The 20,679-nt window shown below is 34.3% G+C and carries 13 protein-coding genes; 8 read left to right on the forward strand and 5 right to left on the reverse strand.

Going from position 1 to position 20,679, the window contains the following annotated elements:
* Window positions 1-421: 421 nt before the first annotated feature.
* Both LQ611_RS09190 and LQ611_RS09195 read right to left on the reverse strand, forming a co-directional pair.
* On the reverse strand, window positions 422-2,383 hold the full coding sequence (locus LQ611_RS09190; RefSeq protein WP_070369348.1) for a fructose-specific PTS transporter subunit EIIC: 1,962 nt from the start codon (window positions 2,381-2,383) through the stop codon (window positions 422-424).
* A gap of 79 nt (window positions 2,384-2,462) precedes the next feature.
* Window positions 2,463-4,325: a BglG family transcription antiterminator gene (locus LQ611_RS09195; protein WP_107565360.1), complete on the reverse strand. Its 1,863-nt coding sequence runs from the start codon at window positions 4,323-4,325 to the stop codon at window positions 2,463-2,465.
* A gap of 189 nt (window positions 4,326-4,514) precedes the next feature.
* Between LQ611_RS09195 and LQ611_RS09200 the strand changes: the two genes are divergently transcribed.
* Both LQ611_RS09200 and LQ611_RS09205 read left to right on the forward strand, forming a co-directional pair.
* Window positions 4,515-4,811: a DUF3219 family protein gene (locus LQ611_RS09200; RefSeq protein WP_025907599.1), complete on the forward strand. Its 297-nt coding sequence runs from the start codon at window positions 4,515-4,517 to the stop codon at window positions 4,809-4,811.
* 5 nt (window positions 4,812-4,816) lie between these two features.
* Window positions 4,817-5,782, forward strand: a complete 966-nt coding sequence (locus LQ611_RS09205) for an LLM class flavin-dependent oxidoreductase (RefSeq protein WP_103361684.1) — start codon at window positions 4,817-4,819, stop codon at window positions 5,780-5,782.
* A gap of 185 nt (window positions 5,783-5,967) precedes the next feature.
* On the opposite strand, the gene LQ611_RS09210 is transcribed toward LQ611_RS09205, so the two are convergent.
* Together LQ611_RS09210 and LQ611_RS09215 are read right to left on the reverse strand one after the other, a co-directional pair.
* Complete coding sequence (locus tag LQ611_RS09210) at window positions 5,968-7,770, reverse strand: acyltransferase family protein (protein ID WP_107617791.1); 1,803 nt, start codon at window positions 7,768-7,770, stop codon at window positions 5,968-5,970.
* A 197-nt stretch (window positions 7,771-7,967) separates the two neighbouring features.
* Window positions 7,968-8,270, reverse strand: coding sequence for a hypothetical protein (locus LQ611_RS09215; RefSeq protein WP_025907628.1), 303 nt, complete (start codon window positions 8,268-8,270; stop codon window positions 7,968-7,970).
* 317 nt (window positions 8,271-8,587) lie between these two features.
* Here LQ611_RS09215 and mqo point away from each other — a divergent pair, with 317 nt between their 5' ends.
* From mqo to LQ611_RS09245, 6 genes are all read left to right on the forward strand, one after another.
* Window positions 8,588-10,072: a malate dehydrogenase (quinone) gene (mqo, locus tag LQ611_RS09220; RefSeq protein WP_204175809.1), complete on the forward strand. Its 1,485-nt coding sequence runs from the start codon at window positions 8,588-8,590 to the stop codon at window positions 10,070-10,072.
* Between the two features lie 521 nt (window positions 10,073-10,593).
* Window positions 10,594-12,171 (forward strand): fatty acid degradation protein FadX, encoded by a 1,578-nt coding sequence (gene fadX / locus LQ611_RS09225; RefSeq protein WP_204175808.1) that lies wholly within the window; start codon window positions 10,594-10,596, stop codon window positions 12,169-12,171.
* A gap of 14 nt (window positions 12,172-12,185) precedes the next feature.
* Complete coding sequence (gene fadD / locus LQ611_RS09230) at window positions 12,186-13,685, forward strand: long-chain-fatty-acid--CoA ligase FadD (protein WP_107509281.1); 1,500 nt, start codon at window positions 12,186-12,188, stop codon at window positions 13,683-13,685.
* 80 nt (window positions 13,686-13,765) lie between these two features.
* A complete protein-coding gene (fadE, locus tag LQ611_RS09235; protein WP_025907634.1) occupies window positions 13,766-14,971 on the forward strand; it encodes an acyl-CoA dehydrogenase FadE in 1,206 nt (401 codons plus the stop codon).
* A gap of 54 nt (window positions 14,972-15,025) precedes the next feature.
* Complete coding sequence (fadB, locus tag LQ611_RS09240) at window positions 15,026-17,284, forward strand: 3-hydroxyacyl-CoA dehydrogenase/crotonase FadB (RefSeq protein WP_204175807.1); 2,259 nt, start codon at window positions 15,026-15,028, stop codon at window positions 17,282-17,284.
* Window positions 17,285-17,315: 31 nt separating this feature from the next.
* Window positions 17,316-18,503: a thiolase family protein gene (locus tag LQ611_RS09245; RefSeq protein WP_239709533.1), complete on the forward strand. Its 1,188-nt coding sequence runs from the start codon at window positions 17,316-17,318 to the stop codon at window positions 18,501-18,503.
* A 223-nt stretch (window positions 18,504-18,726) separates the two neighbouring features.
* Here LQ611_RS09245 and mbcS read toward each other — a convergent pair whose 3' ends face one another.
* On the reverse strand, window positions 18,727-20,313 hold the full coding sequence (mbcS, locus tag LQ611_RS09250) for an acyl-CoA synthetase MbcS (protein ID WP_107572884.1): 1,587 nt from the start codon (window positions 20,311-20,313) through the stop codon (window positions 18,727-18,729).
* Window positions 20,314-20,679 lie beyond the last annotated feature (366 nt).

Raw genomic sequence — 20,679 nt, forward strand, 5'->3', positions numbered from 1 at the left:
TACGGATTTTCGCCATGCCACGAAATTAGCATCATGCTAGCAAGTTAAGCGAACACTGACATGATAAATTAGTGGTTAGCTATATTTTTTTTACTTTGCAACAGAACCATTTTCCATATCTTCAACAGATTCAGGTGCATACTCAGCAATAATTCTATTAGCAAGTTCGACAGATTTAGGATCTCGTTTTTTTCTAGCCATAACTAACCTCCAAGTTTTAATAAGTGTATTTTAACACTATGCATAGTATTTAGCTCGGCATCCGTAACAAGTAGTTGGTTTGATTTTTAACCAACACTTTTTACGGATATAGTAAGCGATAGCGCGCTAGATTATATAAAAAAATAAACTGTGAAGTAGAGTCGTACGTTCTCTACTTACACAGTTTATTTTACACTCCCTTCGTTCCAGGCTTTTTAAATTAAATTTCTTTCAAAATGTTATAAATAGCTTCTGTGCTTTCAGCGTTGATTAATTTTTCTCTTGTTTCATCATCCATAAGTGTACGTGACAGTCTTTGTAATAGCTTCAAGTGTGTATCACTACTATCATTTGGTACAGCAATTAAGAAGATGATTTTAGGTTGTGTTTCATCTAAGCTTTCCCATTCAACACCATGTTTGTTTTTCAGAACAGCTACGACAGGCTGTTTGACAACATTTGATTTAGCATGCGGGATGGCTACATTCATACCGATTGCTGTTGTTGATTCTGATTCGCGTTTCAATACAGCTTCTTTTAACATTTCTTCATCGTCTATAAAGTTGTGATGTTTTAAATTGTGAATCAGTTTATCTATTGCGTCATCTCGAGACATCTCAGCGTCTTCTATCGTAATGACTTTTTCATGAAAGACTTGTTCTGATTCTGTCTGAGTTTCATCATTTGAACTTGATGTTTCTTTTTGATCGTTATCATCTTCATCTAATCCCATAAATGATGTTGTGATACCGCTATTAGATGATTCCATTTCAGGTGTTGCAACTGTTGCTTCTTTTTTCTTTAATAAAAGTGTAACAAGCATTGTAACACTACTTCCGATGATGACAGCAATAAAGAACCATAGTATTTTATCGATACCACCAAGTACAGCTACAATCGGACCACCATGTGCAACTCTATCGCCAACGCCACCTATAGCTGCGATCGCTGCTGCAACCATTGCACCAATCATATTTGCAGGAATAATACGTAATGGGTCTTGTGCGGCGAATGGAATAGCACCTTCAGTAATACCAAATAAGCCCATCGTAAATGATGCTTTACCCATTTCAATTTCACCTTTATTAAATTTACGTCTATTGATAAAAGTAGCAAGACCTAAACCAATTGGTGGTGTACATACAGCTACTGCAACCATACCCATAACGGCATAGTTTCCTTCAGCAATTAAAGCTGATCCGAATAAGAAAGCAACTTTGTTTACTGGACCACCCATATCGAATGCAATCATAGCTCCGATAATAAGCGCTAAGATAATACTATTTGTACCTTGCATACCTTTTAACCATGTTGTTAAGCCTTCAAAAATACTCGCAATCGGTGCACCAATAACAAATATGAAAATAAGTCCTACAATAATTGAAGAAATAATAGGAATAATGATAATTGGCATAATCGGTGCCATTGCTTTAGGAATTTTAATGTTTTTAATCCATTTTGCAATATAACCTGCTAAGAAACCAGCGACAATACCACCTAAGAATCCTGCACCAGCTTCACTTCCGTAAAAGCTACCATCAGCAGCAATTGCGCCACCAATCATACCTGGTACTAAACCTGGTTTATCAGCAATACTAACTGCAATGTAACCAGCTAGAATTGGGACCATAAAGCTAAATGCTAAACTACCGATATTTTCAATAGATTTCCAGAATGAATCATCAGGAATTTTAAGGCCTTCAGGTGTTGTATGCCCACCTAAAGTTAAAGCAATGGCCATTAATAAACCACCGACTACGATAAATGGCACCATGAATGAAACACCATTCATTAAATGTTGGTAGACCATTTGTAGACCGCTTTTTTGATCTTCGTCATCATCTGTTTGTTTATTGCCACCTTTTTCATGATGGATATGCGCATCTTGATCGATGATGCGTTGAATTAATAATTTAGGGTTGTGAATACCTTCTCTAACACTTTCGTTAATTAATCGTTTCCCGTCAAATCTTGATAAATCAACTTGTCTGTCAGCAGCGATAATAATACCGTCTGCTTCTCTAATTTCTTTTGATGTCAGAACATTTTCTGCACCGACACCACCTTGTGTTTCTACTTTAATATCTATGCCCATTTCTTTTGCGGCTTGTTCTAATTTTTCTTGAGCCATATAAGTATGTGCAATCCCGTTTGGACAAGATGTAATTGCTAATATTTTCATAACGTCAGCTCCTTCTTAATTCAATTGTAAACGCATTCACTAAAGCATAAAAAAGAATAATTGCCGTTAGTAGTGGCAATTATTCTTTAAAACGTTCAATGATATATTGTTTGAATGGTTCATCTTCTAGTTTTAGTAAATGCGTAACATTTTGTTCTGTTAATGTAGCAACACTGTGTATGATTTTCTTCATTACTTGTTTATCTTTGTCTGCAATAGATAAGAAAAATACTAAATGAACTTTATGCTGTTTCCATGATATATCTTGTCGGAGTCTAAACATTAATACATGTGACTTAAATACTTTAGTAGGGTCGCCATGTGGAATAGCAATGCCATTTCCAATATAAGTTGATGAGAACTTCTCCCTTTCTAACGCACTTTCAATATACCCACTTGATATTGCATGTTGTTGATTAAGCAAATGTTCTGCATGTTGGAATATATCAACAGTAGAATGTATGTCTGTTTCGATCGGTACTGATAGAAAGTCGATAGGCAATAATGCATCGTTGTTTAAAACAGGGTTTTGCTTCTGATTTAAAATGGTTTGAAATTTATGTGCATCTTCTTCTGAAAATAACGGCGATACTTGAACAACTTGTACATTACTAGGTAGATGTGTCAAGTCAATGTCGTGTGTTGTAACAAGTATATCTGTGTTAGTGAATGGGTATGTTGAAACATCTTCAAGTTTAATCGTATCCGTAATATTAATTTTATGGTTTAATTTTTGAATTTTTGCTTCTAATAAGCTTGAAATCCCAAGTCCGTAATAACAAGTAATGACAACATTAAATTGATCTTGTACATTACGATCTATTGATGATTGAAAATGCAATGCTAAAAATGCTATCTCATCTTCACTTAAATTGAGTTGTGCATCTTCTTCAAGTAAATGAACCGTTTCATATAAAGCGTTGAACACAAACGGGTATTGCTGTTTAATATCCTCTGTAAGCGGATTGTTAATATAAACGTTCTTAACAATGCGCAAATATGTTCTGCTGAAATGTGAATAAACATTTTCACGAAGTACAGCATCTTGCATAAAATCTATACCGACTTTGGCATTCATTTGATAAATTAAACGTTCAATATAACTTTGAATAAATATTTGTTTGAAGCCTAGGTCATATTTGTCAAAATAATAGCTAATAAAAAATGAAAATAGCTTCGCTGTTTCATCGCTTAAAGTGTATTTAAGCTGTCTATTAATATCTTCTATAATTGCCCGAGAAATGGCCAATGCCTCTTGATTAATATCCCATTGTTCAGTTGTATCGTGGATTCTTTTGAAAATAATGATCAGGTGTACGAGCAACTGTTTAATATGCACTTTTGAAGTTTGAATATGGTGATGCTCTAAGTGTTGTTCCATAATATGCATCATTAATTCGCTATGCGCTTTTGGAATTTCATTCAAAATAAAGTCCTCTACTTTAACATTGTTTGTAGAGAGCTGGTTTAAATGAAGAATAGCATTGCGAATATCCATTTCATTGCCACTTACCGTTACGCCTTTTCTTTTAACAAGGTTAATTGCAACGTCATAAGACTCACACCAAGCTTGAATTTGATTTAAATGATCGATGAGTTCATTCTTCGTTAAAGCATAGTCATCAGATAATTGCTCAAGCGTAACAGATTGTTTATACATTAATAATTGATAAGCCATCTTGATGAGCGTTTGACCGTTCTTTTCCGTATATTGATTCAGAATGGTTTCTATCTCTTCAGTTTGATACAACTCGTGATTTAATTGATAACCACGCCCTTTAATACTGATAATGACATCTTTAATTTCACTATTAATATATTTAATATCGCTTCTTACAGTTCTATTTGAAACATTCAAATAGTCAGCTATTTCAGTCCCGTTTAAATAACTATCACGATTTAAAAGTAATAGTTTCATTAATTTCACATGTCTTTCTAACAATAATCCCACCACATTTCAAGTCCACATTTAGATTCATATTATATTGTAAGCGTTTAATGAATGCGTGACAAATAAATGATTAGATACTCACTCAAGTATTCATGCGCTATAAACAGAATGCATGTATTATATCTTTCGACATATTATACTGAACTTAGATATTAAATATAAATTTTGAAGGTGACATAAATGGTTGAACATATATATTTAGATGAAACGGATATTCCATTAACACATTTTGAAGACGAAACTGTAGATGGGTTATATAAAGTAACGATTGAATTTAATGTAACGAGCGAAGCGTATCACGATATTGCTGTTTTGTTATATAGAGGGCATTTTGATGTTGAAGTTCCGGCTAAAAATAAGCAATTTAAAGGTGAAATCTACAATTATTCAACGTCTTTAACAAATTTATATGAGGAAAATCAAGTTGCGGTGTACCGTCTTGTCCTTATAGAAATACCTGAGGAACAAAAAGGATGAACAATATGAAGTTAAGTATACTTGATCAATCACCGATTGCACCTGGTCAAACAGCACATGATGCTTTTAAAGATTCGTTGGCATTAGCACAATTAGGAGAGGCTTTAGGTTATGAAAGGTATTGGCTAACTGAACATCACGGTTTGTCTAACCTTGCAAGCTCAGCACCAGAAGTATTACTTTCTTATATTGGTGCGCATACAAACCATATAAGAATTGGCGCAGGTGCCATATTATTACCACACTATAGACCTTATAAAGTTGCAGAACAGTTTAATACTCTGGCTACGTTATTTCCAAATAGAGTAGATTTAGGTATAGGTAGAGCACCCGGTGGCTCAGCGGAAGCAACTAATGCATTATCGACGCAGTTTTTAAAGCAAGTGTGGGCTTTACCAGAACTGTTAGAAGAATTATTGATGTTCTTGGAAGGGCAATTTCCTTTAAATCACGAATATCATAAAGTAAACGTGTTACCTCAACCTGATGTACCACCAATACCTTGGTTATTAGGAACAAGTGAGAAAAGTGCTTTACTTGCTGCTAAAAATGGCATGCCATATGTGTTCGGTGCTTTTATGAGTGATCAAGATGGTCGTGCAATTGTTGATCGTTACCGTGAACACTTTGAACAAAGAAATCAAGAAACGCCTAAAGTGATTGTTACGGTATCTGTTATATGTGCAGAGACTAATCAAGAAGCTGAAACACTTGCGATAGAAAGTTTAATACCTAAAGCGCAAGGTGAAGATAAAAAGGAAAAAGTACAAACATTTGATGCGTTAAGTGACCGAGAAAAAGAAATGCTTTATGATATGAAAGACAATATGATCATAGGTGATGTCGAAACCGTTCAATCAAGACTTCAAGCGATTCAAGCAGAATATCAATGTGATGAAATCATGGTTAGTACAAATACAATAACGCATGAGGATAGAATGCAATCTTATGGATTATTAGCACAAATATAATTACTTGTTTCAGAACTCAAATATGTTATTAAAGGGTGATTTCGTATGATTTTATTAATAGGAAAAATCATCATCTCAGTTGGTCTCATAGTCGGTTCAATTATAGAAGAAACAATAAGAGCTAAACGAAAAAAACAGTCTAGAACGAAATAGGGTTCTAGACTGTTTTTTGTTAATTTCAAATATCATGATTTCACATGTTTATTTATTTCGGATACGAGTGCTTGTACGCCTTTATATTCTAAATGCACGCCGTCATATGCGAAGTATTCTGAATGGTCTTTTGCTTTTTGATACCAATTGACTAATTGAACATTCTTATGTGAATCTGCTGCTTTCGAAAGTTTTTCGTTGACACTTTGTTCCCAATCTCTTGGTACGTGTGTGTTAACGACGTAAACATGGGCATTACCGAACATTTTAATGAGCTTCGTCAAATCATCATATGAAAAATCGCCATTCGTTCCAAGTTCAAGTACTACTTGTTGATTAGCTTTGTTAAATGTACTGTATTTCTCTTGAACGAGTGGAATAGCATCATTTAAATTACGGCCGACTTTACAATCTATTATTGCATCTGGATATGCTTTATGTATTTCTTCGCCGATATCAACCATGACGGAATCACCGATAAATAACATCTTTTCTTGATGTTTCCCTTTATGATTAATGGTTTGTTCGCTATTAACATTAATTTTAGGAATAGGTAATATCAAACTATTCCTATCATCGTGATTTGAAACTTTAAACGTCGTCTTGGCATGATGATGTTGCGTTTGTTGTAAATAATCAAAATGTCCTGAAAGTATTGTTAACGTAAGACCAACTAATACTAAAGTAATGCTACTTTTAGCAATGAGTGATTTTAATTGAGCTTTTCCAGGTTTAAAATAGGCTAACCCTCGTACTCTAATGGGTACTTCAACATAGCGATATGAACATTCAGCTAACAGTAACGTTAATATGATTTCAATCAATATCATGTAAAAGGGGATTTGCCCTTGAACGAAATGCTTATTGGTAAATGTTATGACAGGATAATGCCATAAATATAAACTATAGGATCTCTGTCCAATCCATAACAATAATCGATTACCTAATGCTTTAGATAATAACGTACTAGGATGAACGGCACTCGCAATGGCAGGTAAAGAACTTAAAGATATAAGATGAATACCACCAAAGTATAACCAATTGTCATTGGATGAAACAGTCAACATAAAATAAATTAATAGCGCAATTGAAATACAACCTATCGTTTCGATTCCAATCTTTAACGGCGTTATAATTTGCTGTTTCAATCTAAAAGGCGGCCATATGTATGCTAGTAATACACCTAATAACAAAGTTTGTAATCTAGTGTCTGTTCCAAAATACACTCTTGAATTATCAACATTCGGTTCAGCAATTAAAATCATTAACAATAATGAAATAAGAGAAGATATAAATACAACTAAAACGAAATGTCTTTTCAACTTTTTAATGCGAAGTAAAATCATTAATAAAATTGGCCAAAATACGTAAAATTGTTCCTCAATTGCTAAACTCCATAAATGTTTAAGTGGCATCACTTTAAAGCTATCAAAGTAACTAACATGATGAAAAATATACCACCAATTGGATACATAAAATAAAGCAGCAAACGTATCTTGTTTCACATTTTTAATAATACTCGGTTCAAATAATAGCGTATATATGAGTACAATACTTAATAAAAATAAGACTGCCGGCAGTAACCTTTTAATACGTTTCTTCCAAAAATGTAAGAGGTCAATCGTGCCTGTATGTTGATATTCATGGATTAATAAGCTCGTGATTAAATAGCCAGAAATGATAAAAAAAGTATCCACACCTAAAAAACCACCCGATAACCACTTAGGATTAAGGTGATAAATGATGATAGCTATAACCGCAATTGCACGTAAGCCATCTAAACCATATAAATAACGAATTGAGTGTGACTTTATCTCTTTCATTTGACCATTCATTTCACATTGACTCCTCAATAAATTGTAAAAATTTCCAATAAGAAATATTGTACCATAATTTACCAAAGATATACAAAAAAGGATAGTAGATAGAAGGAGGCTAACGATCAAGAGTCGAAAACAAGATCGTTAGCCGGCAAAATAAATAAAAAACTGGACCATATCAATCATGGTCCAGTCTTATATTATAAATCCACTTAACACATTCGTTTCAATAACTCAGTTTTAATAATATTTTGTGCTTCTTTGTAATTCTCTGCAGTATGTTCCTGTGCATTGACAATAAGTAAGTCGATTAATTCAGAATCACTTTTTTGACTAACTTCATCTTCGAATTGGAAAATGTTTTCCTCTGTTTCCCTATGGCTCGCGTTTGGCTTAATAATTTGATAGTAATTATCAGCGCCTAATCCACCTTCTTCAATCATAACTGAAATCTCTGAAGATCTTTGTTCATTCTGTCGGTTCACTTTTATAAGATTTTTACCTTCAACAGTCATTTGAAAAACCTCCTTGATTACTCATAATGAATATCCAAAATTCAAAGCAAGAGACAAATACCTATTTAACATTAGTGTATTATTACACAAGAGAAATTACAACTAGAAAGCTCAAATAAAAATTTTTAATGTATTATTACAACACATAGTATGACCAGAACACCTTATGATTTACTTTTACACAATATTAATTTAGAATTGGTATATAAAGAATTAAGATATCTCTTAAAGAAAGTTGCAATTCTTTCAGACCTTTATATTTATGTATACCCAATTCATGAATATAATACATCTTAAATTTTAGAAAGGTGATCAAAATGGATAATAACCAACCAAAAGACGTTATTCTCATTGGTGCTGGTATTTTAAGTACGACATTTGGTTCTTTTTTGAAAAATATTGAACCAGATTGGAATATTAAGTTATTCGAAAGATTAGAACAACCAGCAATTGAAAGTTCAAATGAAAAAAATAATGCTGGTACAGGTCATGCTGCGCTATGCGAATTAAACTACACAGTTGAGCAAGAGGACGGTTCAATTGATGTTGAAAGAGCGAAAGAAATTAACGAGCAATTCGAAATTTCTAAGCAATTTTGGTCATACTTAGTTAAGAGTAAAGCTATCGAGAATCCTCAAGAATTCATTAGACCATTACCACACATCAGTTTCGTAATGGGTATTCGAAATGTAGATTTCTTAAAACGTCGTTATGATGCATTAAAATCTCTACCAATGTTTGAAGGCTTAACTTATACAGAAGATCATAAAGTATTAGCTGAGTGGATGCCTTTAATGATGAAAGGTCGTAATTCAAACGAACCACTTGCAGCAAGTAAAATTGACGAAGGTACAGATGTTAACTTCGGTGAATTAACACGTAAATTAGTTAAAAATATCGAAAAACACGAAAATGCACAAGTTCATTTCCGTCATGAAGTAGTAGACTTTAAACAACTTTCTAATAGTAAATGGGAAGTTAAAGTTCGTAATTTAGAAACTGGTAAAGTAGAAACGCATGTTGCTGATTATATCTTTATCGGTGCAGGCGGACATGCCATTCCATTACTACAAAAAACAAAAATTCCTGAAAGTAGACATCTTGGAGGATTCCCAATTAGTGGTGCATTCTTAGTATGTAACAACCCTAAAGTTGTAAGTGAACATAATGCCAAAGTTTATGGTAAAGAGCCACCTGGCACACCACCAATGACTGTACCTCACTTAGACAGACGTTATATTCAAGGAAAAGAAAGTTTACTATTTGGTCCATTCGCAGCAATCGGTCCAAAATTCTTGAAAAACGGATCTAACTTAGATTTATTTAAATCTATTAATACAAGTAATGTTGTGACAATGTTATCTTCAGGTGTTAAAAACTTATCACTTGTAAAATATTCAATTCAACAAGTATTACAACGTAAAGAAGATCGTATGAAAGAATTGCGTCGATTTGTACCAGATGCAAAAGACGAAGATTGGGATATTCATATCGCTGGTAAACGTGTACAAGTTATTAAAGATACAGAAGAACATGGCCGTGGATTTATTCAATTCGGTACAGAAGTTGTAAATTCAGAAGACCATACTGTAATTGCTTTATTAGGTGAATCACCAGGAGCATCAACATCAGTATCTGTAGCTTTAGAAGTAATCGAGAAGAACTTCCCTCAATATATGGATAATTGGGAATCTAAAATTAAAGAAATCATCCCTTCATATGGTGAATCTTTAATCGAAGATACTGCTTTATTGAAGAAAACTCGTAAACAAACAGCAGAAGCTTTAGAATTAAATAAATAGTGTTGAACCACAGAAGCCATTCCGTTAAGTCGGAATGGCTTTTTTTATATTTTCTTTTTGTAGTGTGATTCATTCATCATCTCCTTCTAATTATTTGCTTGTGTATTATTGTTTCATTTATCAAACAATAATATTTCAAATTATTTTAGTGTGAGATGTGATATTTTCGCTTGGTGATTGGTATTTCAATGTTGTTGTATATACGATGCATGAGTAATTTAATGACCATAATATTTTATTGATATAATGAAGTTTTTTGTATGCGTAATGATTTTCAGGGTATACGTATGTTCTGAACGAGCGATAATTATTTTAAAAAATATTACAACTACAGTATGTGAGGAGGTACTAAGTGTTAGTTGTAATTATTTCGAATTTGTAATTAAAAAGATATTGTCGTATACCTTTTTACTTTTCTTTCATATTTACACTATGTTATATTTACTAATGTAAGGGCTTACATTTTATTGGGGAGGTCTTTTATGGAATGATTGTAATTATGAAAGATAGGGGATAATCGTATGCAAATTATTTCGTTCGAAGATTTGAAAGACATTGTCAAAAGTGGAGATGTTATTTCACTGGCAGCATTATCAGTGAGTAATTTACCAGTGAGTGTCTTAAAACATTTGGTTAAAGCTCATGATGAATATGGAAATCTTAATGATTTAACTTTTATGGTTGCGAATGATATTAGTGATTATCGTGGTGATGGTTATGATTTAGATTCATTTGTGAGTAGAGGTATGGTTAAAAGGCTCATTATGAGTATTATCATTGGTTCACCTAAAACGATAGAAGCGATAAAGAATAATGATGTAGAAGCATATTTTGTACCGCAAGGATTGTTAGCTACACATTATCGTAATTCGTTAGCCAAATTTCCAGATATGATTTCTAAAATAGGTTTACACACTTCCGTGGATCCTAGATTTGAAGGCGGAAAAGTCAATGATGTGACTAAGGAAGATATCGTTTCTTTATTAGAAATTAATAATGAGGAATATTTACAATATAAATTTCCTAAAGTTGATATTGCATTGCTTCGTGGTACATACGCTGATAGCGAGGGGAACATTTATATGCATCATGAAGCACATTTGGGAGAAGGCTATGGTGCTGCTTTAGCGGCGCATCAAAATGGTGGAAAAGTTATTGTACAAGTTAAAGAAATTGTACAACATGGTAGCTTTAAGCCAACAGAAGTCTTTATTCCTGGAGAGCTTGTGGATTATGTATGTGTAAATGATGACCCAAAACATCATAGACAAACCATTCAAAATTATTATGACCCAGCTATTTCGGGTGAATATAAAGTACTTAGTATGCCTGAACCAATTAATGAATTGAGTACACGTAAAGTGATTTTACGACGTGCTGCCCAATTTTTAAATGTAGATAATGTTGTGAGTATAGGGTTTGGCATTAACAATGAATTATCGAATTTATTGGTTGAGGAAAAAGCTGAAGATTTAGTTCAGCTGAATATAGATACGGGTGTATTTGGTGGAATGATAGGAAGTGGTCAAAACTTCGGATTAAATTACAATTTAGATGCGAAGATGCGACATGAAATGACATGGGACTTTATTTATAGCGGAGGCATAGATGTAGCTTATTTAAGCTTTGCTGAAGTGGATCAGTTTGGTAATGTCAATGTTTCAAAATATGGCGATAGAATGAATGGTTGTGGAGGATTCATAGATATTAGTCAAACGGTCCAAAAAATTATTTTCTCAGGAACAATGGTAGTAGGAAGTAAGGCTACTTGGAATGATAAAGGTTTAGTAATTGAAAAAGAAGGTCATGCTCAGAAATTTGTTGAACAAGTACATAATATGGACTTCAATGCATCATATGCTAAAACGTTAAATCAAGAAGTCTATTATGTAACGGAACGCGCTGTATTCCAATTAACCGATGAAGGTGTCAAATTAATTGAAATTGCAGCTGGATTAGATTTAGAGAAAGATATTCTATCCAATATAGCATTTCAACCGATAATTGCTGAAGAACTTAAAGTAACGGATCAGCAAATTTATCAAGAAAATTGGGGAGGATTGCAACAACGTATTAAAGACAATGGTTCAAACTATTAAGGGGGTAGTTTAATATGAATTACGATTGGATTAAAACGAGAGCGCAATATGACGAAGAAAAGGCAGCAGTTACCGATCCACTAAAAGGAACAGAATGGACTTATCAAGATTTAAATATTCGTGCTGAGAACTTGGCCAACCATCTTGAAGAACAAGGCATAAAAAAGGGAGATGTCGTTGGGATATTTGCACCTAATGATGTAGCGGTGATTGACTTACTATTCGCTTCATTTAAGATTGGCGCAGTATACTTCCCAATGAACTGGAGACTCAAACCGAACGAAATTGAAAGTGTTATTGAAGATTCAGGTGTGAAGTTTATATTCTATGCAAATCGTCATTTAAGTAGTTTACAAGGGATTGCAGATGACTATTTACACATGGATATCGATTCACCTGAATATGATGAACTTGTAAATCCTAAAAATCATAAACCATTCAAGACAGTAGATGTAGGTCGTGATGATTTAGCGGCATTAATGTACACAAGTGGTACAACAGGATTACCAAAGGGTGTCATGTTCACTTATGATTCATTCACATCGAATGCGATTAATACGATACTCACTTATAAAGTGAATTCAGGATTTTCATCTATTATTTCGTTACCGATGTTCCATGTATTTGGGTTTAATGATTTAGTCATTCCGTTATTGATGGCAGGTGGTTCACTCGTATTACATCGTTACTTCGAAGGTGAACAACTCAATGATCTAATGGCTAAATACAAACCGAATTACTTATCGCTTATTCCAACAATGTATTACGCCATGTTAGTAGCACCTAACTTTGATGTGAAGAACTTTGACAATATTGATTTTCTTATTCAAGGTGGTTCAGCACCGTTACCTGGTGTTCAGAAAAAATTTGCAAGCATGGGGTTAAATATTATTAATGGTTATGGCTTAACAGAAGCACCATTAGCGATGATAAATACACCTACTAATTCACTTAAAAAGCCAATGAGTATAGGGAAGCCTGTCATGTACGTAGAATCAAGATTATTTGATGAAGATTTCAATGACGTACCTGTAGGTGAAATTGGTGAATTAGCGATTAAAGGTAAACAAGTTACACCAGGTTATTGGCAAAAACAAGAAGAAACGGATAAATCTTTCCATGATGGCTATTTCTTAACAGGTGATTTAGCACGTATAGATGAAGATGGCGATATATTTATCGTAGATAGAAAAAAAGAACTGATTATTACAGGTGGAGAGAACGTCTTGCCATCTGAAGTTGAAATCGTTCTAGCTGGTCATCCACTCGTCGCACAATGTGTCGTCGTAGGTTATGAAAATGAAAAATTTGGAGAAACTGTAGCGGCTGCTGTGTTACTGAATGAACAAGACCCAGATTTCGTAGAGAAATTAGATGCTTATATGCGTGAGAACTTAGCGAGTTATAAAGTACCTAAAAATTATCTATCCGTGACGAAAATGCCATTAACTTCAACTGCTAAACCAGACAAGTTAGAAGTGAAAGAAATGATGAAGAGAAAGTTTCAACAATAAACAAAGATGACGCTAACATGAATACTAAATTTTTTTAGAGAAATATGTAAGCGCTTTAATAATATTTGGAGGTCATTTATATGTCAACAAAATTAGAAACGTTAAAAGCATTATTCCCAGAGGATGTATTGAATATTTCGAAACAATTAACAGATGGTGAAGTCAAGTTCTTAAAGCAACTTGATGATTTATTAGAAGAAAAATATCGTCCAACGATCAACGAACATTGGGTGAATGCGACAGTGCCAGAAGACTTCTTCGATGATATGGGTAAACTCAACTATTTCCAAAATCCATTATTATTTGAAGGGCGTGAAGGTGCTAAGACACCTAGTCAATTATTCCAATTTTTCATGTCTTATGTCGTAGCACGATTCGATGTATCTTTAGTGACATTATTAGGTGTCCATCAAGGATTAGGACATAATTCATTCTTATTCGGTGGTAGTAAAGAACAAGTTGCATACTATATCCCTAAATTACAATCACATGAACTAAGAACATGCTTTGCGTTAACTGAACCAGAACATGGATCAGATGTTGCAGGTGGTCTTGAAACAACTGCAAAACGTGAAGGAGATAAATGGATTTTAAATGGTGAAAAGAAATGGATAGGCGGCGCAAATTTAGCGGATGTTATTCCAGTATATGCTGTTGATGTTGAAACAGGTAAACCTAAAGGCTTTATTGTTAGACCAGAACAAGCAGGTGTAGATATTGAAGTGATTGAAAATAAAATTGCTTTAAGAATCATCCCAAATACAATTATTAAATTAGACAATGTAGAAGTTGAAGAAGATCAAAGACTTCAAAATATAAATGGTTTTAAAGATATTGCGAAAGTACTTTATTCTACACGTGCAGGTGTTGCTTATATGGCAACGGGTGCTTTAGCAGGTGCTTTACGCGCAACACTTGATTATGTAACAGAACGTAAACAGTTCGGTAAAGAAATTAGTAAATATCAACTAATCCAAGAGAAATTAGCAATGATGCAAGGGAATTTAGCACACTCAATGTCTATATGTGCTCAACTTGCTAGAATGCAAGAAAATGGTGAATATGACGAAGTTGCCACTTCAACTGCTAAGATGATGAACTCGCTTAGATTAAGAGAATCTGTCGCAATGGGTCGAGGTATCACAGGTGGTAACGGTATTTTAGCTGAATATGATATTGCGAGATTCTTCTCAGATGCAGAAGCAGTATACACATACGAAGGTACACACGAAATCAATGCACTGTTAATTGGACGTGCATTAACTGGAGATTCAGCATTTATTTAAGCTAACTGAGCAAGATGAAACACACTCAGAATATATGAATTTGGAGGACTTTTTATGACGATAAGTAAAGCGACCGTTCTAGGTGCAGGTACAATGGGTAGCCAAATTGCTGCACTATTAGTGAATGCAGGTTTAAAAGTAAAATTATTAGATATAGTAATCGATGAAAAAGACCCGAATAAAATTTCTAAAAAAGCATATGATGTGATTACAGATGCTAAAAGACCTTTATTATTCGATTTAGAATTTGCATCTAATTTATCTTACGGTAATTTCCAAGATGATTTAACAGGTGAAGATGATGCAGATATTTATATTGAAGCGGTTAAAGAAGAATTAGATATTAAACATCAAGTTTGGAAGCAAGTTACTCAAGTTGCGAAAGATAATGCGATATTCGCGACGAATACTTCAGGTATTCCAATTGAAGCAATATCTAAAGCATTTAACGATCAAGATAAAGAAAGATTTTTAGGATTACATTTCTTTAATCCACCTCGCATTATGAAACTTGTAGAGGTCATTCCGAATCGTAATACGTCAGATGCGATCGTTGAAAGAACACAAATATTCGCTGAAGAAGTACTTGGTAAAGGGGTTGTCGTTGCGAATGACGTGCCTGGATTTGTAGCGAACAGAGTTGGTACACAAACGATGAATGACATTATGTATCGTGGCGAAGAACAAGGGTTTTCAATTATTGAAGTAGATGCTTTAACAGGTAGAGCAATTGGTAGACCGAGTACCGGAACATATGGTTTATCTGACTTAGTTGGTTTAGATATAGCCGTTACCGTTACGAGAGGACTCCAACAAGTGCCTGAAGAGCAACCTTATTTCAAAGATACTAAAGTTGCCGATACACTTGTTAAAAATGGCTCGTTAGGTAGAAAAACGAAACAAGGTTTCTATAAAAAAGATAAAAAGACAAGACTCGTTTACGATATAGAAAGCGATACGTACGTACAACCTGAACCGCCTAAATTCGAAATTCTTACTAAATTTAGTAAAGACTTAAAATCTAATTTAGATGTTATTTTTAATGCTGAAGATGATGCAGGTAAATTCTTATGGGAAACATTAAGAAATAATTTCTACTATTCAGCGATTAATGTGCCTAAAGCTGCATCTGACTTTAAAGATGTAGACCGTGCGCTTGTATGGGGATTTAACTGGAAAAAAGGACCGTTCCAACTTTGGGACTTAATGGGCTTTGACCGTGTTAAAGATAGAATGAAACAAGAACTCGGTGAATTACCTGAATGGATCGAACAACAAAGCGGTGGCTTCTATAAAGAAGGTGAATCAATAGACCGTGTTACACCGACATCAGCTTTTATTGACCGTGAAGTTTGGAATAGAGAAGATTCTAATTTATCAGTAGCAAACAAAGATCAATTATTACTCAAAATTCAAAGTAAAAATAATATTATATCTGATGGCTTTGCGAACGACTTAATAGAATCGATTGATTTATTAGAACAAGAAGACTATACAAGCATGGTTATATATGCAGATGGTAATAATTTTAGTGTCGGTGCAAACTTGTTCTTAATGAAACAAGCACATGAAAGTCAGAAAGTAGATGAATTAGTAGGTCCGGCAATTGATAAATTACATGAAAGTTTCGGCAGAATGAAATATTCACTTAAACCTATCGTAACTGCAGTTCATGGTAGAGCTTTAGGTGGCGGTTGTGAAGTTGTCTTACATTCACCATTTATCGTTGCTGCGAGTGAAACATACATTGGATTAGTTGAAACTGGTGTAGGTCTATTACCTTCAGGTGGTGGATTAGCAGAGTTTGCAGATAGAGTACTTAGAACAAATCATAAAAATGATGATAAACAAGCATCGATTACGAAAGTATTAATGAATGTAGGTTTAGCTAAAGTATCTACAAATGCATACGAAGCTAAGAGATATGGTTATTTAAGAGATATCGATACAATCATTTTCAACAAAGAAAGACGTGTTGAAGTTGCTTTAAATAAAGCGAGATATGAATCTGAAGCGAACTATATTCCTAAACCTAAAGCTCAATATCCAGCGCTAGGCAGAGATTTTAAAGCTTTAGCACAATCTGAACTAGATGCGCAAAGAATTGGTCACTTCATTAGTGATTATGACTACGAAATTACTTTAAAAGTTGCACATATACTTGCAGGTGGAGATTTACCTCGTAATACGTATATTAATCAGCGATATATTCAAAAGCTTGAACGAGAAGGCTTTTTATCTCTACTCAAAAATGAAAAAACATATGATCGTATTACGCATATGTTAGAAAAAGGTAAACCATTACGTAACTAATGAAGTGTTGAATAAGAGAGGATGGATATCAATGCAAGAGGCATATATAGTAGCATACGGACGTTCTGCAGCAGGTAAAGCTAAACCAGGTGGTGCATTATTTCATGAAAGACCTGATGAAGTTGCAGCTCAAGTATTAAAAGGTGTACTCAATCGTGTAGGTGGTACATTTGATGGTAGTATGGTTCAAGATGTTATCGTGGGGAACTCTTTTCCTGAAGGATTACAAGGTCAAAATATCGCGCGTTCAATAGCATTACTTGCTGGATTACCAAATGAAGTGCCTGGACAAACTGTTAATCGTTATTGTTCTTCAGGCTTGCAAACCATTGCGATAGCAGCGAATGAAATTATGTCTGAGCAGGCAGATGTGCTTGTAGCAGGTGGCGTTGAATTAATGAGTGCCGTACCAATGGGTGGTAATGAGCCAACAAATAATCCAGAGTTACAAGAAGCGGATACAGGTGTTTCTTACCCTATGGGACTAACTGCAGAAATGGTTGCTGAAGAATATAAAGTTTCAAGAGAAGAACAAGATGCTTATGCAGTTGAAAGTCATAAAAGAGCATCAGAAGCACAAAAATCAGGTAAGTTTGAAGATGAAATTATGCCGATCGAAGTGCATAAAGTTAAATACGATGAGAACGGTCCAAATGTAACGAAAGAAACATTTAAACAAGATGAACTCATTCGTCCAGAAACAGATTTAGAGACTTTATCTAAATTAAGAACAGTATTTAAGGCTGACGGTACAGTTACAGCAGGTACATCGGCTCCACTTACAGACGGAGCAGGATTTGTTGTATTGATGTCAGGTGACAAAGTAAAAGAATTAGGCGTTAAACCAATTGCTAAATTTGTAGGATTTAAAGCAGTAGGTGTAGATCCTAAATTAATGGGCATAGGACCAGCTTATGCAATACCAGAAGTATTAGAATTAACGAATTTATCAGTAGATGATATCGATTTAGTAGAACTCAATGAAGCATTCGCATCACAAACAGTAGCATCTATTAACGAAGCAGGATTAGATATTAATAAGACAAACGTTAACGGTGGTGCAATAGCACTCGGACACCCACTCGGTGCAACAGGTGCTATGTTAACAGGTAAACTGTTGTCAGAAATGAGTAAACGCCCAGACTCCAAATACGGTATGGTAACAATGTGTATCGGCGTAGGAATGGGAGCAGCAGGCATATTTGAATACGTAAGATAATATATGTAAAGCATTCGATCATACGGTCGAATGCTTTTTTGTTGGTGTGAGGGGTGAGTAAAATATGTGAAATCGGCGAAGATGTTAGTTAAAGTTGTAATAAACACACGAGATCGCTGAAGATGTGAGTTAAAGGCGTAGTAAACTCACATCTCTTCATATCTCACCTCAAACAAAAAAGACGAGACATACATTTTGTCTTATCCTCCAATCACTGCTTTTCCTATGATTGTTGATGATATTTTTCTTTTTCAGCTTCTCTTAATTCAACGCGGCGTATTTTGCCTGAGTTTGTTTTAGGTAGCTCGGATACAAATTCGATTGCTCTTGGATATTTATATGGTGCGACGTCACTTTTTACGTAAGTTTGTAATTCTTTGACGAGTGCGTCGTCGCCTACGATATCATTTTGTAAGATGACAAATGCTTTGACAATATTACCTCTGATTTCATCTGGGCTTGCGACAACTGCGCATTCTTGTACTTTCGGATGTTTTGTGAGTGAATCTTCTACTTCAAACGGTCCGATTGTATATCCTGAACTAATGATAATGTCATCTTCTCTACCTTTAAACCAGAAGTAGCCATCTTCGTCTAAACTTGCGCGGTCTCCAGTTACATAATAGTTTCCGCGTTTTGATTTTTCGGTACGTTCTTCGTCTTTAAAGTAGCCTTGGAATAATGATGGTGAATCTAATGATACGGCAATGTCTCCTGTCGCACCGTTAGTTATTGGGTCGCCATCTTCGTCTATTACAGTAACATGACTACCTGGTATTGCTTTACCCATGGCGCCTGGTCTACTTTCTGTATCTTTTAAAAATGCGATGAGTAATGTATTCTCAGTTTGGCCATATCCATCTCTTACTTTAATGTTAAAGTTATGATTGAATTGTTCGATGACTTCTTTATTTAATGGTTCACCAGCTGATACCGCACTGTGTAAATCTTTTAATGTATAGTCTGAAAGATTAGGTAGTTTAGCCATTAATCGGTATTCAGTAGGTGTACAACATAATGCGTTAATTTGATGTTTTTCGAGTAAGTCCAAATATTTAGCAGCATTAAATTTGCCGTTATAGACAAATGCGATGGCGCCAGATCCTAATATAGATAGGAATGGACTCCAAATCCATTTTTGCCATCCTGGTGCTGCAGTTGCCCATACAGTATCTTGGTCTGTAATACTTAACCAATGTTTTGGCGCTGTTTGGATGTGCGCAAATCCCCATCCATGTGTATGTATAACAGCTTTTGGTAATCCAGTTGTACCAGATGTATATGATAATATTGCGATATCATCACGTTTTGTTTCATCAACTGTAAGTTCTGAGCTTGCAGTTTGTATTTCTTCATCGATAGAAATCCAATCTTGTTGTTTAGAGCCTACAATAAATTTAGTGAGTTGATCATATTCTTGAATATTATCAAATTCGCCTGTACATTGATCAATGACTACGACTGCATTGACTTCACCGTGTGTAATGCGATGTTGTAAGTCTTTAGTTCTTAACATTTCTGAACTTGGAATGATAATAAGGCCAAGTTTGAGTGCAGCAATGTATACTTCATATGTTTTTATTGAGCGTGGCATCATTATAAGTACTTTGTCGCCTTTTTGAAGGCCTTGTGCTTTAAAGATGTTGCCCACTTTATTTGAATTTTGGATGAGTTTAGCATACGTAATTGTTTGTACGTTGCCATCGACATCTTCGAATATTATGGCTTCTTTCGTTTCATCTGCTGCATGTCTTTCGATTTCATTAACAATATTGTATGTTTCTGGTGCTATTAAGTCTGATCTATTCATGTTAACCTCCTCATTTTGTTTAATATATTGTTTTATTTTAACAGTGAATAATCATTAATACGAATAAATGAAACTATAGAATATTTTAAATAGTCAAACTATTGACATTTGCTAAAAATAAATATATGTTATTAAAGTATATAAAAAATTCATAGCATCTAAACTTTAGCAAGTGGCTAATCGATATTGGCTAATTGAAAAAGTAAAAACGGTGCAATGACTCACGATTAAAAATTTCAAAAAGATTACATATAAATAATAAGGAAGCAATTAAAATAACGGTAAGCGTTAGTTTGATTGAAGCCGACAATTAAAGCAAATCTGCACGAGAGGTTTGTTTTAAATTGTCGGCTTTTTTTATTGCTT

It is taken from the genome of Mammaliicoccus sp. L-M44, assembly GCF_022386355.1.
Taxonomy (GTDB): Bacteria; Bacillota; Bacilli; order Staphylococcales; family Staphylococcaceae; genus Mammaliicoccus; species Mammaliicoccus sciuri_A.